The 21,274-nt window shown below is 44.8% G+C and carries 12 protein-coding genes; 4 read left to right on the top strand and 8 right to left on the bottom strand.

From position 1 onward, the window contains the following. Positions 1 to 27 precede the first annotated feature (27 nt). Positions 28 to 1,149: a succinylglutamate desuccinylase/aspartoacylase family protein gene (locus tag LEPTO7376_RS07380; protein WP_015133585.1), complete on the top strand. Its 1,122-nt coding sequence runs from the start codon at positions 28 to 30 to the stop codon at positions 1,147 to 1,149. 40 nt (positions 1,150 to 1,189) lie between these two features. Here LEPTO7376_RS07380 and ftsY read toward each other — a convergent pair whose 3' ends face one another. Continuing rightward, positions 1,190 to 2,626 (bottom strand): signal recognition particle-docking protein FtsY, encoded by a 1,437-nt coding sequence (gene ftsY / locus LEPTO7376_RS27400; protein WP_398339545.1) that lies wholly within the window; start codon positions 2,624 to 2,626, stop codon positions 1,190 to 1,192. Positions 2,627 to 3,317: 691 nt separating this feature from the next. Here ftsY and LEPTO7376_RS07370 point away from each other — a divergent pair. The 3 genes from LEPTO7376_RS07370 (at position 3,318) to LEPTO7376_RS07360 (ending at position 6,826) form a co-directional block, all read left to right on the top strand. Then, positions 3,318 to 4,175, top strand: a complete 858-nt coding sequence (locus LEPTO7376_RS07370) for a hypothetical protein (RefSeq protein WP_015133583.1) — start codon at positions 3,318 to 3,320, stop codon at positions 4,173 to 4,175. Positions 4,176 to 4,191: 16 nt separating this feature from the next. Next, positions 4,192 to 4,974, top strand: coding sequence for a photosystem II S4 domain protein (locus LEPTO7376_RS07365; RefSeq protein ID WP_015133582.1), 783 nt, complete (start codon positions 4,192 to 4,194; stop codon positions 4,972 to 4,974). A 148-nt stretch (positions 4,975 to 5,122) separates the two neighbouring features. Further along, a complete protein-coding gene (locus tag LEPTO7376_RS07360) occupies positions 5,123 to 6,826 on the top strand; it encodes a YdiU family protein (protein WP_015133581.1) in 1,704 nt (567 codons plus the stop codon). A 126-nt stretch (positions 6,827 to 6,952) separates the two neighbouring features. Here the strand turns inward: LEPTO7376_RS07360 and LEPTO7376_RS07355 are convergent, their stop codons facing one another. The 7 genes from LEPTO7376_RS07355 to LEPTO7376_RS07325 form a co-directional block, all read right to left on the bottom strand. After that, positions 6,953 to 7,660 (bottom strand): metallophosphoesterase, encoded by a 708-nt coding sequence (locus LEPTO7376_RS07355; RefSeq protein ID WP_015133580.1) that lies wholly within the window; start codon positions 7,658 to 7,660, stop codon positions 6,953 to 6,955. Positions 7,661 to 7,677: 17 nt separating this feature from the next. Then, the gene (locus LEPTO7376_RS07350) at positions 7,678 to 9,105 is read right to left on the bottom strand and encodes a deoxyribodipyrimidine photo-lyase (protein ID WP_015133579.1); all 1,428 of its coding nucleotides are present in this window, start codon (positions 9,103 to 9,105) and stop codon (positions 7,678 to 7,680) included. Between the two features lie 114 nt (positions 9,106 to 9,219). Further along, positions 9,220 to 10,980 (bottom strand): biosynthetic-type acetolactate synthase large subunit, encoded by a 1,761-nt coding sequence (ilvB, locus tag LEPTO7376_RS07345; RefSeq protein WP_015133578.1) that lies wholly within the window; start codon positions 10,978 to 10,980, stop codon positions 9,220 to 9,222. Positions 10,981 to 11,270: 290 nt separating this feature from the next. Then, positions 11,271 to 13,403: a CHASE2 domain-containing protein gene (locus LEPTO7376_RS23335; protein ID WP_160148410.1), complete on the bottom strand. Its 2,133-nt coding sequence runs from the start codon at positions 13,401 to 13,403 to the stop codon at positions 11,271 to 11,273. 54 nt (positions 13,404 to 13,457) lie between these two features. Next, positions 13,458 to 14,570, bottom strand: a complete 1,113-nt coding sequence (locus LEPTO7376_RS07335; RefSeq protein WP_160148409.1) for a DUF928 domain-containing protein — start codon at positions 14,568 to 14,570, stop codon at positions 13,458 to 13,460. Between the two features lie 52 nt (positions 14,571 to 14,622). Beyond that, complete coding sequence (locus tag LEPTO7376_RS07330) at positions 14,623 to 17,223, bottom strand: CHAT domain-containing protein (protein WP_041763251.1); 2,601 nt, start codon at positions 17,221 to 17,223, stop codon at positions 14,623 to 14,625. A 63-nt stretch (positions 17,224 to 17,286) separates the two neighbouring features. After that, the gene (locus LEPTO7376_RS07325; RefSeq protein WP_015133574.1) at positions 17,287 to 21,255 is read right to left on the bottom strand and encodes a filamentous hemagglutinin N-terminal domain-containing protein; all 3,969 of its coding nucleotides are present in this window, start codon (positions 21,253 to 21,255) and stop codon (positions 17,287 to 17,289) included. Between the last annotated feature and the right edge of the window lie 19 nt (positions 21,256 to 21,274).

Raw genomic sequence — 21,274 nt, 5'->3', positions numbered from 1 at the left:
GTATCCAGCGCCCAGATAACCTTCACCATGATTCCTTCTATTGAAACCATCGATTTATTTCAACTTGCTTCTGGCGATCGCCTTGCCATTCAGGTCTATAAATTTGTGGGAGCCCAGCCCGGTGCAAAAGTTTATATTCAGGCGAATCTCCATGGCTGTGAGATTGTGGGCAATGCTGTTGTTCATCAGTTAATTGAATATTTGAGTGATGTCGATAAGGGGGCGATCGCCGGAGAGATTTGGCTAGTGCCCACTTGCAATCCTCTGGGTACAAATCAGCGTGGCCACTTCTATGCGACAGGTGGTTTCCATTCCTATAGTGGCGAAGATTGGAATCGGATTTTTTGGGAATATGAGCCAACTGTAGATGAACTAAGTCAATTTGTAGACAAGCATTTAGGCAGTGACGAAGCCGAAATCATCCAAGCCTATCGAGGTCAAATTCTAGCTGCCTTTGAGAAAGAATTAGCCAAGCAAAATCATCCCTGTGGTGTCTCGGTTCCTGAATATTTTCGAGGAAAGCTCCAATGTCTTTGTTTGGATGCTGACTATGTAATCGATATCCACAGCTCCAGCAATGACGGCCTGGATTTTGTCTACTACTTTCCCAATCGTGAAACTCAGGCCAGTTGGTTTAATTTTGACTACAGCATTTTGCTGACTCAGGGTGGCGACTATGCCTTTGATGAAGCTTTTATTTGGCCCTGGATTGTCCTCGAAAAAGCATTTGCGGAGACTGGACAAAAGATTAAATTGGCAGTAGACGGCTGCACTTTGGAACTGGGTAGTGGTATGAAAATGCGTCCATCCTCTGTGGCAAAAGGATTAGCAAGTATCAAAAACTATTTAGCTCATCGCGGTATTCTCTCAGCAGAAATTCCTGAAGCAACGACAACCAAATGTTTACCTAGCGGGAATATTACTCGTTATCGTGCGACCGTTGGTGGAATGATCGGCGATCGCCTTCCTCTCGGCCAAGCCGTCAAAGCGGGAGAAAAACTCTATGACATTTTGAGCTTTAATCGCCAAGGAAAGCTGCCAAAAGTGACCACTATTAATTCGATGGTCGATGGCATTGTGTTTGACTTAGCCATCAGCGAATCCGCCAACCAAGGAGAATATGTAATGTCGGTTTTAGAAACAAATTAAAAAGTAGGGGCGTTTCGCGAAACGCCCCTACAGCAAATCATTAACCGTCTAGCAGAGCTTCCACAAATTCGTAGCTGGAGAATGGGCGCAGATCTTCAATGCCTTCTCCCGCACCAATAAACCGAATCGGTAAACCAAGCTGCTGACTCACTGCCAGTGCTACACCGCCACGAGCTGTACCGTCGAGTTTGGTGAGGACAACGCCGCTAAGTTTCGCGGATTTAGAAAAGACTTCGGCTTGGCGTAATCCATTTTGACCAAGGGTCGAATCGAGCACCAACAGGGATTCAATCTTGGCATTGGGTGCTTTTTTATCTACAATGCGGCGAATTTTGGCCAGCTCATCCATCAAGTTTTTCTTATTCTGCAAACGACCAGCAGTATCCACCAAGAGAATTTGGGCATCACGAGATTTTGCTGCTGTAATGCCATCAAATACAACCGCTGCGGGATCTGTATTTTTGCCGGGGTTGGCAATCACTGGGGTATTCGTGCGATCGCCCCAAACTTTGACTTGTTCAACCGCAGCAGCCCGGAAAGTATCCGCCGCTGCAATCACACAGGAGTAGCCAGATTGATTCGCGAGGTGCGCCAACTTACCGATCGTGGTTGTTTTACCTGCACCGTTTACACCTGTCAGCATCCAAATATTTAGCTTATCTTCCTCAGGAGCAAAGCCAGCATTTTCTAGTTTTGAGAGGGGTTCATCAAGGATCTTCCGCAAAATTTCCTTCAAATAGGCGATCGCCTCTTCAGGTGGAAGAGCTTCTTCCTTTAATTTTTCTTGGAGTGTTTCAATAATATAGTCCGTCGCCGCAACCCCGACATCTGCTTGTAACAGAAGCGACTCGATTTCCATCACAGCTTCATCATTGAGTGGTCCTTGACCCACTACAGACTTCAGCTGATTGACCAAACTACGACGGGTTTTACCGAGACCTTCGCGGAGCTTTTTCAGCCATTCGATTTCTTCGAGGGTAATATCCTCAATATCGCGGCCCTGATCTGCAAGCACTTTCGCAGACCAAAGGAAGTCTTCGTCAAACTCCATGCCCTCCGTATCAATCGCTGTTTCTTTTAACTTCTCCAAACCATCAGACTTCTGCATCCATGCAGGCATTGCAGCAGTTTCAGGTTCAGGTTCAGTCTCTTCAACTTCAGGTTCTGCTGGCGTTTCTTCTACAACGGGCTGTGGTTGTGGTTGTAGCTCTGGAATAGTCTCAACCTTGACAGGTTCTGGCGGCGCTTTAGGTTTAAGTTCTGGAATAGTCTCAACATTTTCTGGCTCGACCGGGGGTGTTGCAATTACTGTGGGCGGAGATTGGACCTCGGGTTCGGGCTCTGGTTCCGGCTCTGGCTGTGGCTCTATAATTTCTTCCTGAACAATCTCTGGTTCCGATACTTGTTCCGGTACTGGTTCTGGCTCAACGACTTCTTCTTGAACAATTTCTGGCTCTGGTTCTGGCTCTGGTTCTATAAATTCTTCTTGAACAATTATTGCTGGTTCTGGTTCTGACTCTGCTGGAGTTTCTTCTACAACAGGCTCCGGAGCTTCAATGATGGCTGGTTCCGAGACTTCAGCGACGGGTTCAGGTATAGGTTCCGGCGTAGGCTCAACAACTTTTGGTGCTTCAGCAACAGGCTCAATAACCGCCGGTTCTGTAACAGGAACAGGTTCCGGAACTGTCTCTTCAACAACTGGTTCCGGCTCTGGCTGCGCTGCGGATTCTTCGGCCACAGGTTCAGCTTTCTCAGCAGCGGCTTCCTGCTGTTTTTTCTCCTGAACATTTTTGTATGCGGCTTTAGCAAAGGCTAGATAATCGATTTCCGGCGTGGCGGCAGAAGTATCGGGAGTTTCGGCAGCTTTTTCTTCAGCCTTTGGTGCTTCGACCTTAGGTTTAGTTTCCTCTTGGGGTGTGTCCTTTTTTTTGCGCTTAAACCAATCGAAAATAGCCACAGAATTGCCAGAAGATAAAAGTACTCAATCCATTATCAGGGCTTGATTCTGCTTTGTAAACGGAGGGGTTTCCGCACTGATGTGCTCCTGGGACGAAGCTGGAGGGAGGTGAACATTTTTTTGAGGGTTGCGTCTTGGAGGGTAACTAGCAATTTTTTGGTTTAAAGTAGCTGGTATAGACGGGATTAAAGTATTCCATAGGGTTAAGGTCATGGAAGGGTTTAGGCAAAAAGGCTGGGCTTTCGGATTGGCGGTATTGAGTCTTTTCGGTGGCGTGCCAAAAGCTGCACAGGGACAGGCTACTTTTTATGAAAGATATAGCTACCCTGGTCTGACATCTTGCCAACAGGTGCGTAATTATCGGGCCAAAACAAAATATCGTACGCGTGAGCTTGCCACCCTCGAATATCGATATTGTGTGCAAAATCGTTCGGATTATGGATCGCGTCGCCGTTATGTTGATCCAATTTTAATTTCTATTCCACCGGCTTCTGCTTCTGAGGATTGTATTGATGCAACTGTTTTGGCTCGGTTGGCGATCGCCCATAATCCTTATGGCACAGCATCATCAGAAGTGGCAGGGTTCCAACAAGTACTCTGCAATTTACCGGAGCTATATCGTGAAGAAAATAATACGACTCTAGAGTGGCAAAACGGTCGGAATGCGAAGTTCGGTAATTCTTGGTATTACCCCAATGGTCGCAAGGCTAAATTTGGCAGCAATTGGTATTACCCCAACGGCAAAAAGGCAACCTTTGGTCGGAGTTGGTATTACCCCAATGGTGAAAATGCGCGATTTGGAAGCTCCTGGTATTTCCCTGATGGCGATCGCACCAACCTCACTTCTCTGTTGTCTTGGTCCTGTGGCGTGTTGAGTTACTTTGACTGTCAGGAACGGCTGAATGAATTACAGACAGCAGACGGCTTTTGGTATGATCTAGCGGTTGTCGAACTGTCGAGTCGAGCCTACGAAGAAATCTATCGTTACCGCTCCTACGATGAATATATCTATGACGATTCGGACCATGACACGGATGTGGATGTAGATATCGACATCATTATCAAATAACGTTGCAAGCTATTTTATGAATCTACCGAAAGATGATCTCCTGAAGGGTGCAGAAAATCGCGAGGAACTCAGTCGCATTCTTGACCAAGCGGATCAAGCTTTTCGGACTTGGGACATAGTACAAACGGATTTTTTGTCACCACCCGTCCTCTATGAAGCAACGGCAATTTTGGGACGACTAACAGAGTTTAGCTTCATAAAGGGTGGTGGCTATCCCCAAGCTGAACGTCAAAGGCTGGCGATCGCCCGTAATGAAATCCCTCTTGAAGCGGAACACATCGAAATTGCAGCCATTGATATTAGCGGTAATTTTTTATTCGATACGGCGACCCACCGCGATTTTCTCGGTTCACTCCTTGGAACAGGTTTAGTGCGGGAAAAAGTTGGCGATATTTTAGTGTTAGGCGATCGCGGTGCCCAGGCATTAGTTATTCCCGAACTGGTTTCTTTCCTCGAAACCTCGTTAGTTCAAGTTCGTTCTGTTCCTGTTAAAACTCGACCCATTCCCATTGAAGAGCTAAAAGTTCGGCCACCAAAAAAGAAAGAATTAACGACGGTAGAAGCTTCTTTAAGATTGGATGCGATCGCCTCAGCTGGATTAGGAATGTCTCGCTCGAAGATGGCAGACGCAATCAGCAAAGGGAACGTCAAAGTCAACTGGAAAACCATTACCCAGACTAGCTACAACGTTAAAGATGGCGATTTGATTTCCCTGCGCGGCAAAGGTCGTGTGGAAGTCGGCGAAGTCAATATGACGAAAAAAGAACGATATCGCGTGCAGCTAACTCGCTTTGTCTAAACGACCCAAAACTATTTTCAAAATCATTACCAGCTAGGCTTTTCGCGACTTACTGACAAGTCGAGTCGTTTCATATCGAATATGTTAGCCTCTACCAATATTCTCCACTAAACATAAATTTCCCCCAACAATACGGGTGCTAACAACAATGTCATCTCCATCTAAACTATCTGCTGAACCCCGCGTAACAACCTTTGACGAGTTTGTGCAATTGGCGGATTATTCTCTGATGGACACATTAAATGCTGATCCTGATGCCACAGTGGATGGAGATGATCACCGCGCTCGACAGGTTTTTTCTGGCCATTTTGTACCAGTGAAACCCACCCTCATTGCAGAACCAGAATATATAGCCCATAGCAGTACTTTTTTTAAGGAACTTGGACTGAGTGATGAGCTGGCGTTTGATGAAAAATTTCGCCAAGTATTTTCTGGCGATATCTCTGCTGCAAACGATCCTATGCATCCGTTTGGCTGGGCAACAGGTTATGCACTGTCGATTTACGGCACTGAATATATCCAAAATTGTCCTTTCGGCACGGGTAATGGTTATGGCGATGGTCGGGCAATATCCATATTTGAAGGCATCATCAACGGCGATCGCTGGGAAATGCAATTAAAAGGTGGTGGCCCAACGCCTTATTGTCGTGGTGCTGATGGACGTGCAGTCCTGCGCTCTAGTGTGCGTGAGTTTTTAGCACAAGAACATATGCATGCTTTGGGTGTGCCAACATCACGCTCTTTGACATTGTATGTTTCTAAATCTGAGACTATTAAACGGCCTTGGTATTCCCAAGACTCCTACTCCTATGAGCCGGATATTTTGATCGATAATCCAGTGGCGATCGCCACCCGCGTTGCACCATCTTTTTTGCGTGTGGGTCAGCTAGAGTTATTTGCCCGTCGTGCGCGTAGCAATTCTCATCCAAAGGCATTAGAAGAGCTACACATGATTGTTTCTCATTTAATTGAGCGAGAATATAAAAGTGAAATTAACCAAAACCTTAGTTTCGCAGACCAATTAGTTGAGTTAGCCAAGCTATTTCGTCAGCGTCTTACGACCTTGGTTGCTAATTGGGTGCGGGTAGGTTATTGCCAAGGGAATTTCAATAGTGATAACTGTGCGGCTGGTGGTTTCACCCTCGACTATGGGCCATTTGGATTTTGTGAAAAATTTGACCCTTGGTTTCAACCTTGGACGGGTGGCGGTGAAAAGTTTTCATTCTTCAATCAATCAACCGCAGCAGAAGCAAATTTCCATATGTTTTGGAAAACTGTGAGACTGCTACTCGAAGAAAATACTGAATCTTTAGAAGCTTTCGATCAAGTACGCCGTGGCTTTGCAAAAGCTATGCAAGCGCAACTGCAAAAAATGTGGGCTGCCAAACTTGGCTTGACTGAATTTAATCTAGAGCTATTCAAAACGTTAATGGAGCTAATGACTGAGTCAGAAGTTGATTACACCATCTTCTTCCGTGAGTTGTCCCACATACCAGAAGATATCTCTGCATTAAAGAAGAGTTTTTATACTGACACTTCACCGCAAGTCGATGAACAATGGCAAGCTTGGCTAAATAACTGGCGCAATCTCGCCATTAAAGACAGTGATTTGGCTGAGATATCAACCCAGATGAAACAAACAAACCCAAAATATACATGGCGAGAGTGGTTGATTGTCCCCGCCTATCAACAGGCTATGCAGGGTGAGTACGCCTTAGTTAGAGAGTTACAAGAGGTACTGAGTCATCCATATGACGAGCAATCAGAAGAAGTAGAGGATAAATACTATCGTCTAAGACCTAAGGCATTTTTTAACACTGGCGGTGTGTCGCACTATAGTTGTTCGTCTTAATGTCGATGCTAGGAGCATTGTTGAAAATGGCGATTTGATTTCCCTACGCAGCAAAGGTCGTGTCGAGGTGGGCGAAGTCAATATGACAAAGAAAAAACGATATCGCGTGCAGCTCACTTGTTTTGCTTAAAAACTTTCACGAAGATTTATTGATGATGCAGGTGTGGTCGTAATTTTGCATTCGTTCTCAAAATTGTGAAATAAGACCCGATAATTTTCTAAATCAATAATGGTGCAGCAGGGATCATGTTCTTGCTTGATTGTTCCGGCATTGATGATCGTCAATTGTTTAAAATGGCGAACCATTCGGCGATGAGTATGACCACAAATCACGAGTTGGTAATGGCCACCATACAAATAACCTTGTAGTTCCTCATTACATTCGAGGGCATAGCCAAAATCATCAATGCCGACGGAGGCCATATCATTTTCGCTTAAACCATGACAGAGCTGCATCAAGCCATAGCTTGTCTGAAGATCGAGAGTGGAAGGGCACACTCGTAAAAACTGTTGTGCTTCAGTGGAGACAGTCTTTAATAGCGTAGCCTCCGGCAAAGAACGAGCTTGTTCTGACAGAAGCCAACGATCATGATTTCCAGAGACTGTTGGAATCTGGTGTCGCTGCAAGATTTCACAGCACTTATTTAAATCACCGTTACCATCAGCCAGATCCCCAACGCACAAAACTATATCGGTATCTTGTGCTTGCAAGAATTTGATGGCTGTTTCTAATGCCCAATCTTCACAGTGGACATCCCCAATCACTCCAATTCGTTGTGGCGATCGCCGACCTTTTGAAAAGAGTGATTTGATAAAGTTATCCAGCTGTTGCACTGTTTTTACTCCACAAATTACCCTTCTTTCATTACCTTATAAAGACGCTTAAATTCTCGTTGTTGAACTGCATGATCCACAATCGGTTCGGGATAATTACATTGCTCACAAATCGAACTCGGAATTTTACCTGTCACTAAAACCTTCGTATCTAATGATCGCACTTCCGGTAGCCATTTACGAATATATTCAGCTTCCGCATCAAACTTTTTTGTTTGGGAGGCAGGATTAAAGATACGCAACGGCTTCGGATCCATACCGCTTGAAGCACTCCATTGCCAACCACCATTGTTTGCCGAAAGGTCGCCATCGACAAGGGTTTGCATAAAATATTTTTCGCCCCACCGCCAATCAATAATCAAATCTTTCGTCAGGAAACTCGCCACAATCATCCGGCAGCGATTATGCATCCAGCCCGTTTCATTAAGTTGCCGCATCGCTGCATCGACAATCGGATAACCTGTTTTTCCGGCACACCAAGCTTGAAATTTTGTCTCGTCATTTTCCCATTGGAAAGCTTGAAACTCATCACGGTATGGACCTTTGGCTAGCTCGGGAAAAAAGAACATACAGTGCTGATAAAATTCTCGCCAAGCTAATTCTTGTTGCCATGTTGTGACTCCTTTTTCAGCTTCTTCACTACGACAATTTTCAAGGGCATCGAGGGTTGATTGCCAAACTTTTCTAATACCGATTACTCCAAATTTTAATGCTGCGCTTAATCGAGATGTTCCTTCTATAGCAGGGAAGTTGCGATCGCCCTCATAGGCTTCCACAAAATTCTCAGTAAACGTTTCTAATTGCGCCAAACTCTGTCGTTCTCCCACAGGCACAGTAAAAGGTTGCTCCCATTCAAACCCCAAAGTTTCGAGACTCGGCAGCTCAATATTAAATTCTTTTATTTTTTCTCGTTCTGCGTCACTCAATCCCGCACAATCGGCGATCGCTGGTAAAGGTTCAGCTTTCTCTTGTTTCGACCAATTGCGCCAAAACGGTGAATAAACTTTATAGGGTGATTTTGATTTCGTCAGGATTTTGCCGGGAGGATGTAACAGCTGATCCCAAACAGTTTCTACTTTTGCACCCGCCTGTCGCAGGGCGATCGCCATGTCATGATCACGTTTTTGGGCATAGGGTTCGACATCGAGATTCCAGTAAACTGCTGTCGCTTTTAAAATTGCTGTAACCCGGGGCAATAACTCCACCGGTTTGCCGTTCAAAATCAATAATTCACTACCAACTTGACAGTAGCTTTCACTCAGCTCTTCCAAACAAGCCAGCAAATACTTCACACGAGCGGGAGCCATATCATCTGCCGTCAGAATGGCGGGATCAAAGCAAAACACTCCCACGACTTTTTCTGACTGTTTCCGTGCGCGAGTCAAAGCAACATTGTCATGCAACCGCAAATCCCGACGATGCCAATGTAAAACCAACTCACCCACAGCCCAATCTCCAGTTCATACGAACTATATGTTAATCGAGCCATAAAAAAGGAGCAAGGCTCCCCTCACTCCCACAACAATTCAGTTCGTTCAGAAAAAATTTAATTTCTGTGCTTATTCATTCTCCTGACCAATTCCCATCATGTGAGCATTGCTCTTACCGGGAACGACCATGGGATAACAGTTTTCGTCACGCTTCACCCGTACATCCAACAACACAGGGCCATCAAAAGCAATCATTTCGGCGATCGCCCCAGCGAGATCTTCAGGCTTATCCACAACCATGCCTTTCACGCCAAAAGCCTTTGCCAGCAACTCAAAATCAGGCATTCCCACTTCCATATTGGACGCAGAATAACGCTGACCATAGAAATTCTGTTGCCACTGACGGACCATACCCTGCCAACCATTATTTAGAATGACAGTCTTCACAGCAATATTGTACTGAGCGAGCGTTGCCAACTCCTGCAAACACATTTGGAAACTCGCATCACCACTGACACAAATCACCTCATCATCCGGTACCGCAACCTTCACACCCAGTGCAGCAGGCATCCCGAAGCCCATTGTGCCGAGACCTGCACTAGAAATCCAACGGCGGGGGCCATTCTTCAAGAATTGCGCCGCCCACATTTGGTGCTGACCCACATCAGTTGTGTAATAAGCATCGGGAGCCTGGCGATCCAATTCAGCAATTACGGATTGCGGTGAAATACTGTCCTCATAAACAGGCGCTACCATTGGATGCTTTTGTTTCCAAGCATCAATCTTCGCGAGCCAATCCCCCGTCGGTGTTGTGCTCAAAGGAAGTCCCTTGCCACCCTGAAGCATTTCAATCAGAACATGACGAACATCTCCAACAATCGCCACCTCCGGTGCACGATTTTTACCCACTTCTGCAGGGTCAATATCAATATGAATAACCTTTGCCTCAGACGCAAACTCATCGAGCTTACCCGTAACTCGATCATCAAAGCGCGCTCCCACTGCAACCAATAGATCACATTCACTCACCGCAAAGTTTGCGTAGGCAGTACCATGCATCCCCAGCATCCCCACCGAGAGATCATGATGCTCATCAAATGCACCTAGACCCATCAATGTTGTCGTTACAGGAATTTGGAATCGTTCAGCTAACTCTTTAATTTCTGCATGGGCACCAGATGTAATCGCGCCACCACCCACATAGAGCAGAGGTTGACGAGATTCGGAAATGAGGTGAAGTGCCTCAGTAATTTTGTTTGAATCCCCTTCAAAGTGAGGCTTATAGCCTGTAATTTCGACAGAACCAGGTTCCACAGGAATATATTCACACAGCTCTAAACCAACATCCTTAGGAACATCAATTAATACAGGTCCTGGACGTCCAGTACCAGCGATGTAGAATGCCTCTGCCACAATCCGCGCCATGTCTTTCGGGTCACGGACAACGTAGGAATGTTTAACAACAGGTAAGGTAATACCAAAAATATCGGTTTCCTGAAATGCGTCGGTACCGATTGCGGGTCGAGCGACTTGCCCTGTAATGACAACCATCGGGATCGAATCCATATGAGCGGTCGCAATACCTGTGATCAAGTTTGTCGCACCAGGGCCAGACGTGCCAAAACAAACCCCCACTTTCCCGGTTGCCCGTGCATATCCGTCAGCAGCATGGGATGCACCTTGTTCGTGGCGCACCAGAATGTGCTTAATCTCACCACGCTCATCCACTGGATGGAGAGCGTCATACACAGGCAGGATTGCACCACCGGGATAGCCAAAAATGAATTCGACGCCATGACGCTTCAAACTGTCAATCAGAATGTATGCACCAGAACGAACTTCGGAACTGACAGCAGTTTCATTTGCTGCGGGGGATGTTGTAGGAACCACGGGCACTACCTAGGGTAATAACTTGAAGAACGGTAACTAAATGCTGAAGATCTGTATCCTCTTCCGCAAGAGGGATGGATTATTTCAGCGTTTTGTTGTAATCGGAAAATACATTTTAGGAGAAATCATCCAGACTGTCGAGATCTCTAATACATGATGTTTCCCACTGTCTTTAGCTTAGGGAGAGGGTATTCGAGCCGCAATTCACTATTGCGTTTTTGTTACATATATCAAAGTAAACAACTCACCGTTGTGAGGTCAGCCAGAGAATTTTCTGACAGGAACAAGAATTAAAATTTCTCGTTAAATCGCCACACACCATCCCACTGCTTTTCGGCACTGCCATTATTAAGATAGAGATTTTCGAGGGTTGTCAGTCTTTCCAAATAGACTTTGGACACTGTATCTAAAGGATTCATTTCAGCAATAAGTTTAAAAAGATTGCGGGCTTGGGCAAACTTGCCTTGGGTATAGAGTTCTATGGCTTGGTTGTACTGGGTAAGAGTTGCTTCTTTTTTGGCGATCGCCTCGATGGGGTCATTATCAAAAACTTCGTAAACGCTAATGGGTTGGGTTCTTCCTTTAACAACCACTCGGTCTAAAAAGCGAATTTTATATTGTGCTGGGTCTGCTAACTCTACAAAAATCGTTTCTGAAATCAATAGGGAAATGCCATAAACTTTCGTGAGACTTTCCAGACGAGAAGTCAGGTTCACGGTGTCGGAGAGGATATCGCCCTGCATTCTAAATTCTTCCCCAACAATCCCCATCATCACTTTTCCAAAATGTAAGCCAAAGCCGATGCGAATCGGTTTTTGGGCTAATTTCTCTCTCTTTTCATTAAATAATCGGAGTTGCTGGAGTTGGGCGATCGCCGATTTTAAGCCATCCTCAGGATCTTCTGGAAAAACGGCCATCAAACCATCACCCAAGAATTTAATAATCAGCCCACTATGTTGACGGATTTCTGGGGAAAGTTGACCAAGATAAGCATTAATAAACTCAAAGTTTTGCTGGGGTGTCATACTCTCTGTCAATGGCGTAAAAGATCGAATATCAGAGAATAAAATGGCCATTTGTCGATCAACATGGTCGCCGAGTTTGACATCAATAATTTCTTCTTTTTTTAGAAATTCTAAATAGTCAAATGGAACAAAACGACTATATGAATCTGTGATTTGTGAAAGTTGATTATAGGTCTCTTCAAGTTTCTTATGCTGTATTTCTAGACTGGCATATGATTTTTTTAAGGTAGACCATAATGTCGCAATTATTGATAGCGTCGCCGTCGATACCAAAGCGAATAGTGGCGTAAAGACTGGAATTAGCCAACCTTGTAAAAACAGGACATAGGCACTGAGAATAAGAGCTGCTCCAGTAGTAAACAGAGCAATCAAACTCCAGTGTTGCGACTTTACGTAGAAGGCTCCTATACCACTGCTCAGGACAACGCAAAATACGAGTAAGCTGTAATTTATAGTCTTAGTAGACAGCCTCAACATTTGACGGCTATCGAGAGCACCCGCAAGAATTTGGCTTGTTAGATTGGCATGAATTAAAATGCCAGCCATATATTTTTGATCGGGGAAGAAACTATTGTTATAGGAGGTCTGATGAATATCATTAAGACTTGGCGCAATCGGGCCAATCATCACAATTTTATTCGTGAGAAGATTATCAGGAATTCGATTTTCTAAAACGTCTGTCATTGAGATATTCAGAAAAGAATTCAAACCACCTCGATAGTTCAATAAAATTTGATAACCGCCCATATCTTCTAAGAGATAGTCACCATCTTTTTCTGATAGTGGAACAAACCGAGCTTGTCCTAACTGATAAATATTTTCGTCAGAATTTTCGACCTCAAGATTAATATCTTCTGCTTCTAAAAATAGTAAGGCAAGCTTTGTCCCAAATCCTTCAATTAAACTCCCATCAACATTTTGCAGAAGTACTGGAACGCGGCGAATTTTACCATCAGCATCCACTAATAAATCATTTGCGGCCGTTTGACCTTGCTCAGCCAATGTTGGCGCTGGCGCAATCGTATTTCCTGCCACTTTCGTGACACCAATTAAATTTGGGGTGGTTTCAAAAACTTTAACTAAATCATCATGGCCTGGAGGAACGGGCAAATCTCGGTACAAATCTAAGGCGATCGCCCGTGGTTGTTGAGCACGAATATTTTTAATAATTTGGCTTAGGTCTCGGTCGGACATCGGCCATTGATTGACGTTGGTAATGTCATCTTCATCAATGGTAACGACCACAATACGATCATCAATCTCTGTTTCCTTGCGCAGTTGAAACCATTGATCCGCAATGAGCCATTCTAATTTTCGAAATACCCCAACACGGCTGCCCGTCACAAAGACCAGACTGAGAAAAATTGCCAGCACAATATTGGCGCGGTAGTTCTTCAAAAACTGCAGTTTTTTCTTCCAATTCATCTCAGCGTCCAATCCTAAAAATACTAGCTATGGTGAGCTAATAATGGGTTGGGTAGATAGCACTTCTAAATCAATTTGGGCGAGTAGATCTTGCCATTCAGTTTGATACTCGGCATTCTCTGGCTCACTCAGTTTTGCGTTGACCAAAGTTGTTAGCGTATCGTACCAAATCCCTTCTTCAGCATAGGCGATCGCCTGTTGTAAAGGTGGCATTTCTGGGTCGATGGCACGTTCTGACTGCACTCGCTTAATCCACCCAGTGATCGAATAATTATTCGGCACCAAATGACCATTCGGTTCAATTGGCGCAAAATACCAAAGGTAGGGTTTATCTAGTTCTAAAGTCGCTTCCGTCTCTGGAATTGTCACAGCCATAATGCCACCTGTCGGAGAAGCATTCAGCACAGTATCGTAGTAAAAATTTCCAGCTTCATCCTGCAAACTAAAGAAGATTTCCTCAGCGCCGAGAGGCGGTAAATAGATATAAATTGTTGGGCTTGTCGCCACTGTTCTGCCATTATTTGTTGGTGGCAATAGGGCCTGTAATTTTGGTATTTCTATCGTCTCAATATTGCCGTCGCGACTACCACCACTAATTGTCGAGATCGGATTATTGCCACTCCCGGGTAACCGAAACCCAATACTGGCACGGCTCCCACCACCAATGATGGCTACGGGGTTCCCGCGGTCATCCGGTAACTGAAACTGGATGCCGCCCCGACTACCGCCGCCAACACTGGATGTTGGATTTGAGCGATCGCCAGGTAAATTAAAGCGAATATCACCACGGCTGCCACCACCAATACTTGATGTGGGGTTTGAGCGATCATCAGGCAAACTAAAGCCAATGCCACCGCGACTACCACCACCAATACTCGATGTTGGATTTGATCTACTGCTGCCACTACTCGGTAATCGAAATTGCACCTTGCCGCGCTTCGGAGTACTAATTGCACTAGCTGGGGGCAGCTCCTCGGGAAATTCAACCGATAAACTCGTCAGCGTTTCAGTCGAGACATCTCCCTGTTGTGGAGCATTCACAGTTACGGCGATCGCCTGGCTTGTTGGCACAATCATCAGACTGCTCCACAACCCTAAAAATATAGAAAAATAATGGCGATCGCCCATGGCTAAAAACACTTTTTTTTAAATCAACAAATGGGTAATTTTAAAACTTTATCTTGTGCAACTTTTAGGACCAATTACCTACCAGAATAAAGGCTGACCAAAAATAGGGGTGGGTGTAACTCGAATTTCGTAACAATTCCAATTGAGCTTGGCGTAACGCTTCGGCCTTTGTTGATTGCTTCTCGACCAGCTGTTGATAAAACTGAATCATTAATTCTGTGGTCGATTCATCACTCACAGGCCAGAGACTACCAAGGGTACTTTTCGCACCGGAACGCAGGGCAAAACCCGATAGACCCAGCACCGCCCGGTCGTCGCCACTGGCCGTTTGACAAGCACTCATCACCAACAATTCAATCGGTTCAAGGATTCCCAATCGGCGCTTTTCAAATAAAGTATCAAACTTATCTAATGAAATATGTTGATCCCAAGCTAAAAGGAACGTTTCATCAGGATTAGAACTAAATTGTCCGTGGGTCGCAAGGTGGACAACGGGAAATGATTGATTGTTAATCGTGTCGATTAATTGATCATAGGTAAAATTTTGATTTCGTAAAACTTTCGAATTAGATTTTTGGGCAATAATATCAATTTCTTTATCGACACCAGGTAAAGAATCAAAACCTTGCCTTGCTTCGCTCAAACCACCAACAAAAAGATTGAGATTTTGCTGTCGTTCACCTTGGGGAAAGAGCTGTAAACCGGGACTAATTGCCACACCAAATTTTTCGATTAAATATTGTTCGCCATCGTAAAGTGCCGACATCGGCAAATTTTTCAGGAAGCGATCTGGGATAAATACTAATGTTTTAATCTGCTGCTCAAAGAGTTCTGCTTCCAGCGGTTCAATCAGCCAACTGTAAAACTTTTGGGAATAACGCCAGTGGCGATCGCGGGGGTAACCGGGCGAGAACGAAGAATAAAATAAATCAAAATTAAACTCTAGTTCTTCGAGAGGAACCCTAGTTTTATAATTTCGCAGGGTTTTATCAGGCAGCGACACGATGATTTCCATCCGATTATCGAGCAAAATCGGGTAAATAATTGCCGCAGTACTATCAACGTCCTCTAGGCTAACGGGGTGAGTATCAAGACAAGCATCTCGAAAATAATCATCCAATTCTGCTAACTGCAAGGCTTCCATCACTGAACGCGCTTGCTTAAGTGCGGCCTGAGTAGGTTGTTCATCTTTCAGTAATAAATCGACGTAATTGCGGTAGACTGGCTCAATATTTTCTTTAAATTCAAACTGCACATCAGCATTCACAGCGACTAAATCTCGACGTAATGCCTGCAACTTCTGAAAGGCAATCTCATAGGTGGCGATCGCCTGTTCCTGATCTCCTGCTGCACTTAAAGTTTCCGCTAGCTGACTCGCGCTACGAGCAACCAAATCATCAGCATTAATTAATTGCGCAAGATCTAAACTTTGGGCGGTTAAACGCTGGGCTTCACCCAACCGATTAAACTGCAAATAGACTTTCCCTAGCTGATGCAAAGCGTAGGCTTGAGCTTCTGTATCTTGAATATTCACTGAATCATTGACAGCAACCTTCAATAACTCAACGATCGGCTGAGGCTGACGAAACTCTGCCACTGCCGATAAATCAATATCACCATTATCTTCAACCTGATTTAATCGCAGCAAACTTTCGGCAAAGTTAATCACAGCATAGCTTTTGGGCCGACTCGCAGGCAGAGCATCTAGCAGCGGATAAATATCGTCAATATATTGTCTCGCCGAAGTAAATTGCTGTAATTGCAGCGCTAAACGTAATTGATTGAGACGCGTATCGAGTTTTCTCGCGGGAGAAGAGGCCAAGGAAACAGCTGTTTCGTAATACTCCTGGGCAATATCAAATCGGTCTAGATCTTTTGCGACATTACCTAAATCAAAGAGAATCTCAGCGGTTTCTGCATCACCAGCAATTTCACGACTGAGTTCCCAACTTTTATCAAGCACAGCCTTTGAATCAACAGGCTCCCCCAAGTTCTGAAGTACCACTCCAAGGGTTTTTAAAGCTCGCACTTTTAGAAGGTCATTGTCTCTGGTATCTAAGCTATCAACTAATGCTTCAATCGTGGTCTTCGCTTTGCGGTATTGACCGAGGGATTGAAATGCTTGAGCTTGGTTAATCCCAACGGTAATCGTGCCAGTGACATCATTATTTTGCTGATAAATAGCGCGAGCTTGCTGCCAGGTTATTAACGCCTGTTCTGCATTCCCAGACAATAAATCCAACATTCCACGACTATTCAAAGCCTGCGCAAACAGAGATTGAGTTTGCACTGTTTGCGGTTGAATTGACTCAATCAGCGTCACACTTTCTGTATTGCTCGTCGTCGCTGCATCTAAATCACCGGCATCAATATAGGCAGAAGTGAGAAAATTCAACGTCTGAATTCGCGCGGTATTAGACGACTGAGCTTCGGCGACTTCTAAGGCTGATTGCCATGCAGTAATAGATTGACTAATTTGGCCATTCGCATAATATTGCTGCCCCTGCTGTAAAAGATTCGGGCGATCGCCAAACTGTACTCCTTCGGGAATTTGTCGGTGTGGATCATCACTATGGAGAGAAATCTCTGCATTCACTGGCTTCTGAAACCCATGTAGTATGACGCTTGCAAGCAACGCCATTACACCAATCAGGAACAGCTTCATCTTGACTGATAATAAATTTGCGAATGATCGACGAAAGAACACAGAATTTACCCGATGAAAGATTTAGAGACAGTTAGACGAAACTTTATTTTGTAATGCCTTCGGATGAGTTGCGGCCAACTCAATGCCTTGTTCACTCCGTACGAGATGAGTCGCCTGACGGATAGTAGGCATCGGTTCAGAAGGTTGCACTGCCACCGCTTCATTCACTTCAGTGGAAACCGTTTCACCAGAAAAGTCTCGCACATCAGACAGCAAACTTGATCCTCGAACAAAAGAACTAGGATCTGCCGCAAGACCACCTTGCCCAGTCACCACAAAAGAATTTAACTCATCACCAGCCGCACAAGCCGAAACGACTCTATTCTCGCGATCGCCTAAATCTGTAATCAACTTTGCCAGCCCGGAGCTAGGGTCTACATCTGGGGAATTAAGAATAAATTCACCATCTACACCCAACTCAGAACTAACAGTAATGTCATTTCTCACCGAGATATCTTCATCATTAAACGCAATACCCAATAGAGCATCGGTGGTAATTTCAATGTTGCCACCATCCCCATCAAACGCATTAGCAGTAATGTTATTGTCTTGATTCGGATTGGCAATCACAAAGGGAACATTAATCATCATATTGCCACCATCGCCACCGCCGCTACTGAGGCCAGCATTCGTCGTAATATCACTGCCATTTTGTAGCAGAATATATTCCCCGATCTCAAAGGTTAAATTACCACCAGAGCCATTCTGAGACGATGCATCAATAAAGCCATTATCCAAAATCAGGAAATCACCAACAACCCTCATATTGCCCGCAACCCCTGACCCTTGGGCACTCACAGAAAACCGTCCAGCATCACTCAACCGAATAAAAATCGGGTCAATATCAACATTCCCGCCATCACCAGTAGAGGTTTCTGTAGTCGAGGCAAAGACTCCTGAACCTTCCCCAGAAACGGTGATGTCATTGGAAACATCAACTTTAATATCACCAGCATTCGCCGCACCAGATGTACTCGAACTAATACGTCCACCATCAGTCAGGGTCAAATTCTGACTCGTCACTGCAATTGGGCCGCCACTACCATTAGCGGCATTACTCGAACTCGTATCTGCAAAGATGCCTGTATCCGCTCCGGCGATCGCCACATCGTTGGTGAAGCTCACAGCGACATCCCCAGCCTTTGATTCTCCGGTCGTACTGGAGCTAATTCGACCGCCATCACTCATATTCAAGTTGCGACCAGTAACGGTGACTTTGCCACCTTCTCCAGCCACATTAAATGAACTGGTATCTGCAAAAATGCCTGTATCCGCTCCGGCGATCGCCACATCGTTCGAGAAGTTTACTGCAACGTCTCCAGCCTTCGATTCTCCGGTTGTACTAGAGCTAATTCGACCGCCATCACTCATGTTCAAGTTGCGACCAGTAACGGTGACTTTGCCACCTTCTCCAGCCACATTAAATGAACTGGTATCTGCAAAAATGCCTGTATCAGCTCCGGCGAGCACAACATCATTCGCTACCGAAATATCAATATCACCAGCAAGATTACTACTTTGTGTAGAAGACTTAATCGTCGCACCATTGGTTATTTCTAGATTAGCTGCTTGAAAATTAATGCTGCCACCTGCGCCAGTTGCCGAAGCCAGTGACTCTGTAAAGACACCGCTAGGAAATAGGGGGAAACCGGGATTTCCATCAAAAGTTGCTGTTTCATCCACAACTACTTTTATTTGACCCGCGTTACCTGCTCCTGCAGTTGCTGCGCTAATAATGCCACCATTGGTAAAGGTTAATTGCTTCGTCTGAATATCGATCAACTTAGCGCTACCAGTACTACTTGCTCCAACTTCACTGATAATCCCGCTAAATATTCCATTACCACCATCAATGGTTACAGCCTCATTTGCCTTGACTACAATACTCCCAGCAGCACCAGCACCAAAAGTACTTGTACGGATTTGGCCACCATCATCTAAGGCTAAGACATCAGTCTCAACTGAGATTTTGCCAGCATCACCATCTGAGCCATCAGCAGAAATACTACTTAAACCGCTAAACACACCACCACTATTTATCCCTGAAAGCTCGACTTGGTTCGCTTTAACAAAAATTGTGCCAGCATCATTGTTATCCCTTGTCGAAGTCCTAATTTGATTGCCACCCTGTGCGATCAAAGCATTTGCATTAATCGCAACATTACCAGCAGAATCAATTGAATTGTTTAGGAAAATTGTACCTTTGGCATCAATCGAGGCATTTCCAATTCTCGTATCATTTACAATCTTGCCTGAAGAAGCATCAATATCAACAGAGCCGAGGCCATTATCGACAAAAAGATCGCCATTTGCTTTTAGCAAAATTTCACCAATTTCTAGCCCTTTGGTCAAGGGTTTAATTTCACCAAAAACGATAATGTCATCTCGTGAGTCAACAACCAATGAGATATCACCTGAAGTATTAAGCGAGATTTCTCCTGGTTCCCCACTTAACCTCATTCCAAGAAGAATGTCTCCTCTTAGTAAATCATTAGTATTGGGTTCATATTGGTTGGAAATAAACGCAAAATTGTCAACTAAACCATTAGTGAAGGTGAGACTACCAATGATGATATCTGCGTTGCTTGGTGGAGCTGTTGTTGAGAATCCCTGAAGAACAGAAAGGGGGGGGACTGGAGGAAAACTACTGAAGCAGTTTGCACTGCCACTGACACAAGGATCATTAAAGAATGGAGGAAGTGGAGTTATTAAGCCCACAACTGAATCACTATCAAAAGCATTCGTTCCAGCACGAATATCTAAAGTCGCAATATTTTGACCATCTATATTTACTGTTGTTGAGCCATCTGATAATGTGACAACTTCTTGTAAACCATTTGTACTGTCAGCAGCATTAATCGTAATGTCACCGGTTTGGATACTACCACCAGCAAAAATATGTAAGGAAGCACCAGAATAAGCGTTAAAAGTGACATTGCCGCTAGATCGAATAACAGGATCGTTTGGGCTAAGGGCATCACCGGCGCCACCATTGGTATTTTCGAGACTGAAATTACCGAGGCTATTGAAATAGGAATCGATAATAATCGGGTTGGGCGATCGCAAGACCAAATCACCATAAGAATACAAACCGCTCTCAGGATGACTCAACGCAAAGATATCAATGATTTCGGCTTCGAGAGTCTGGCTTCCGCCACTCAAGGTAATAAAGGGAGCATCGAGGCGATCACGGATTTGGAGGTTATCAGCAGCCATCAGAGTTAGATCGCCACCAGACCACAAAACACCTTCTAAATCTAAAGATTGCCCAACAAAGGTCAGGTCATTCCCGACCGCTAATTGACTACGATTTGTAATCTCTGCCTGAGGCGTCGTCCAAGCAGTTAAACCTAAAGGTTGACTAACAGTCAGCAGCGGATTGGTCGGAATGGGATTCGCGTCAGTACTAAAGGCAAAACCATCGACAAAAGGAATACTGTCGGTCGTTGTAGCAATTAGGGAGCCTGCAATATCAAGGTAAGCAGTATCACCAAAATAAATTCCATTGGGATTGATGAAGTATAAATCTGCGGCACCGTTAACACCCAAGGTCCCGGAAATATCTGAAGAGCTAGACCCAGTAACACGGGTAAAAATTTGGTCGATAGCACTCGGATTTGCGAAATAAACCCGTTGGTTGGGATCGATACTAAAGTCGGTAAAGCTATGGAATAAGTTTTGGCCTCTTATTGCTCCACCACTGATTTCGTCCGCTAGACTCCCACGAATCAAAACATTGGGTGTGACCACAGAGCTTTCGAAGCCAAGGCTATTATCGGGAGCGATATCAGCAATCGCCCGACCATTAGCTCCACAGACAGCAAACAAAACGCTACTGCCAATCAGAATTCGTTTTACCAACTCCCAACAAATCATAAAAAAGAGCCAAATTTTCTGAGTAGTTTTCCTACCTCGGTGAGCTCCAGCAAGGGATAGGGGCTCGGAAAAAGGCGTAGCCCCAAAGACATTCCCTTCCATAACAGGGGTCATCACTGCTTTCTATCAAGGC

The organism is [Leptolyngbya] sp. PCC 7376 (genome assembly GCF_000316605.1).
In the GTDB taxonomy this organism is placed as follows: domain Bacteria; phylum Cyanobacteriota; class Cyanobacteriia; order Cyanobacteriales; family MRBY01; genus MRBY01.
The sequence above is the reverse complement of the archived record's forward strand: the minus strand, read 5'-3'. Positions and strand labels throughout refer to the sequence as shown.

Bases quoted from the DNA above. Each gene is read 5' to 3' on its own strand.
- LEPTO7376_RS07365 (WP_015133582.1), top strand. From the start codon at position 4,192: ATGAATCTACCGAAAGATGATCTCCTGAAGGGTGCAGAAAATCGCGAG.
- LEPTO7376_RS07330 (WP_041763251.1), bottom strand. From the start codon at position 17,223: ATGAAGCTGTTCCTGATTGGTGTAATGGCGTTGCTTGCAAGCGTCATA.
- LEPTO7376_RS07325 (WP_015133574.1), bottom strand. From the start codon at position 21,255: ATGACCCCTGTTATGGAAGGGAATGTCTTTGGGGCTACGCCTTTTTCC.
- LEPTO7376_RS07360 (WP_015133581.1), top strand. From the start codon at position 5,123: ATGTCATCTCCATCTAAACTATCTGCTGAACCCCGCGTAACAACCTTT.
- LEPTO7376_RS07370 (WP_015133583.1), top strand. From the start codon at position 3,318: ATGGAAGGGTTTAGGCAAAAAGGCTGGGCTTTCGGATTGGCGGTATTG.
- LEPTO7376_RS07380 (WP_015133585.1), top strand. From the start codon at position 28: ATGATTCCTTCTATTGAAACCATCGATTTATTTCAACTTGCTTCTGGC.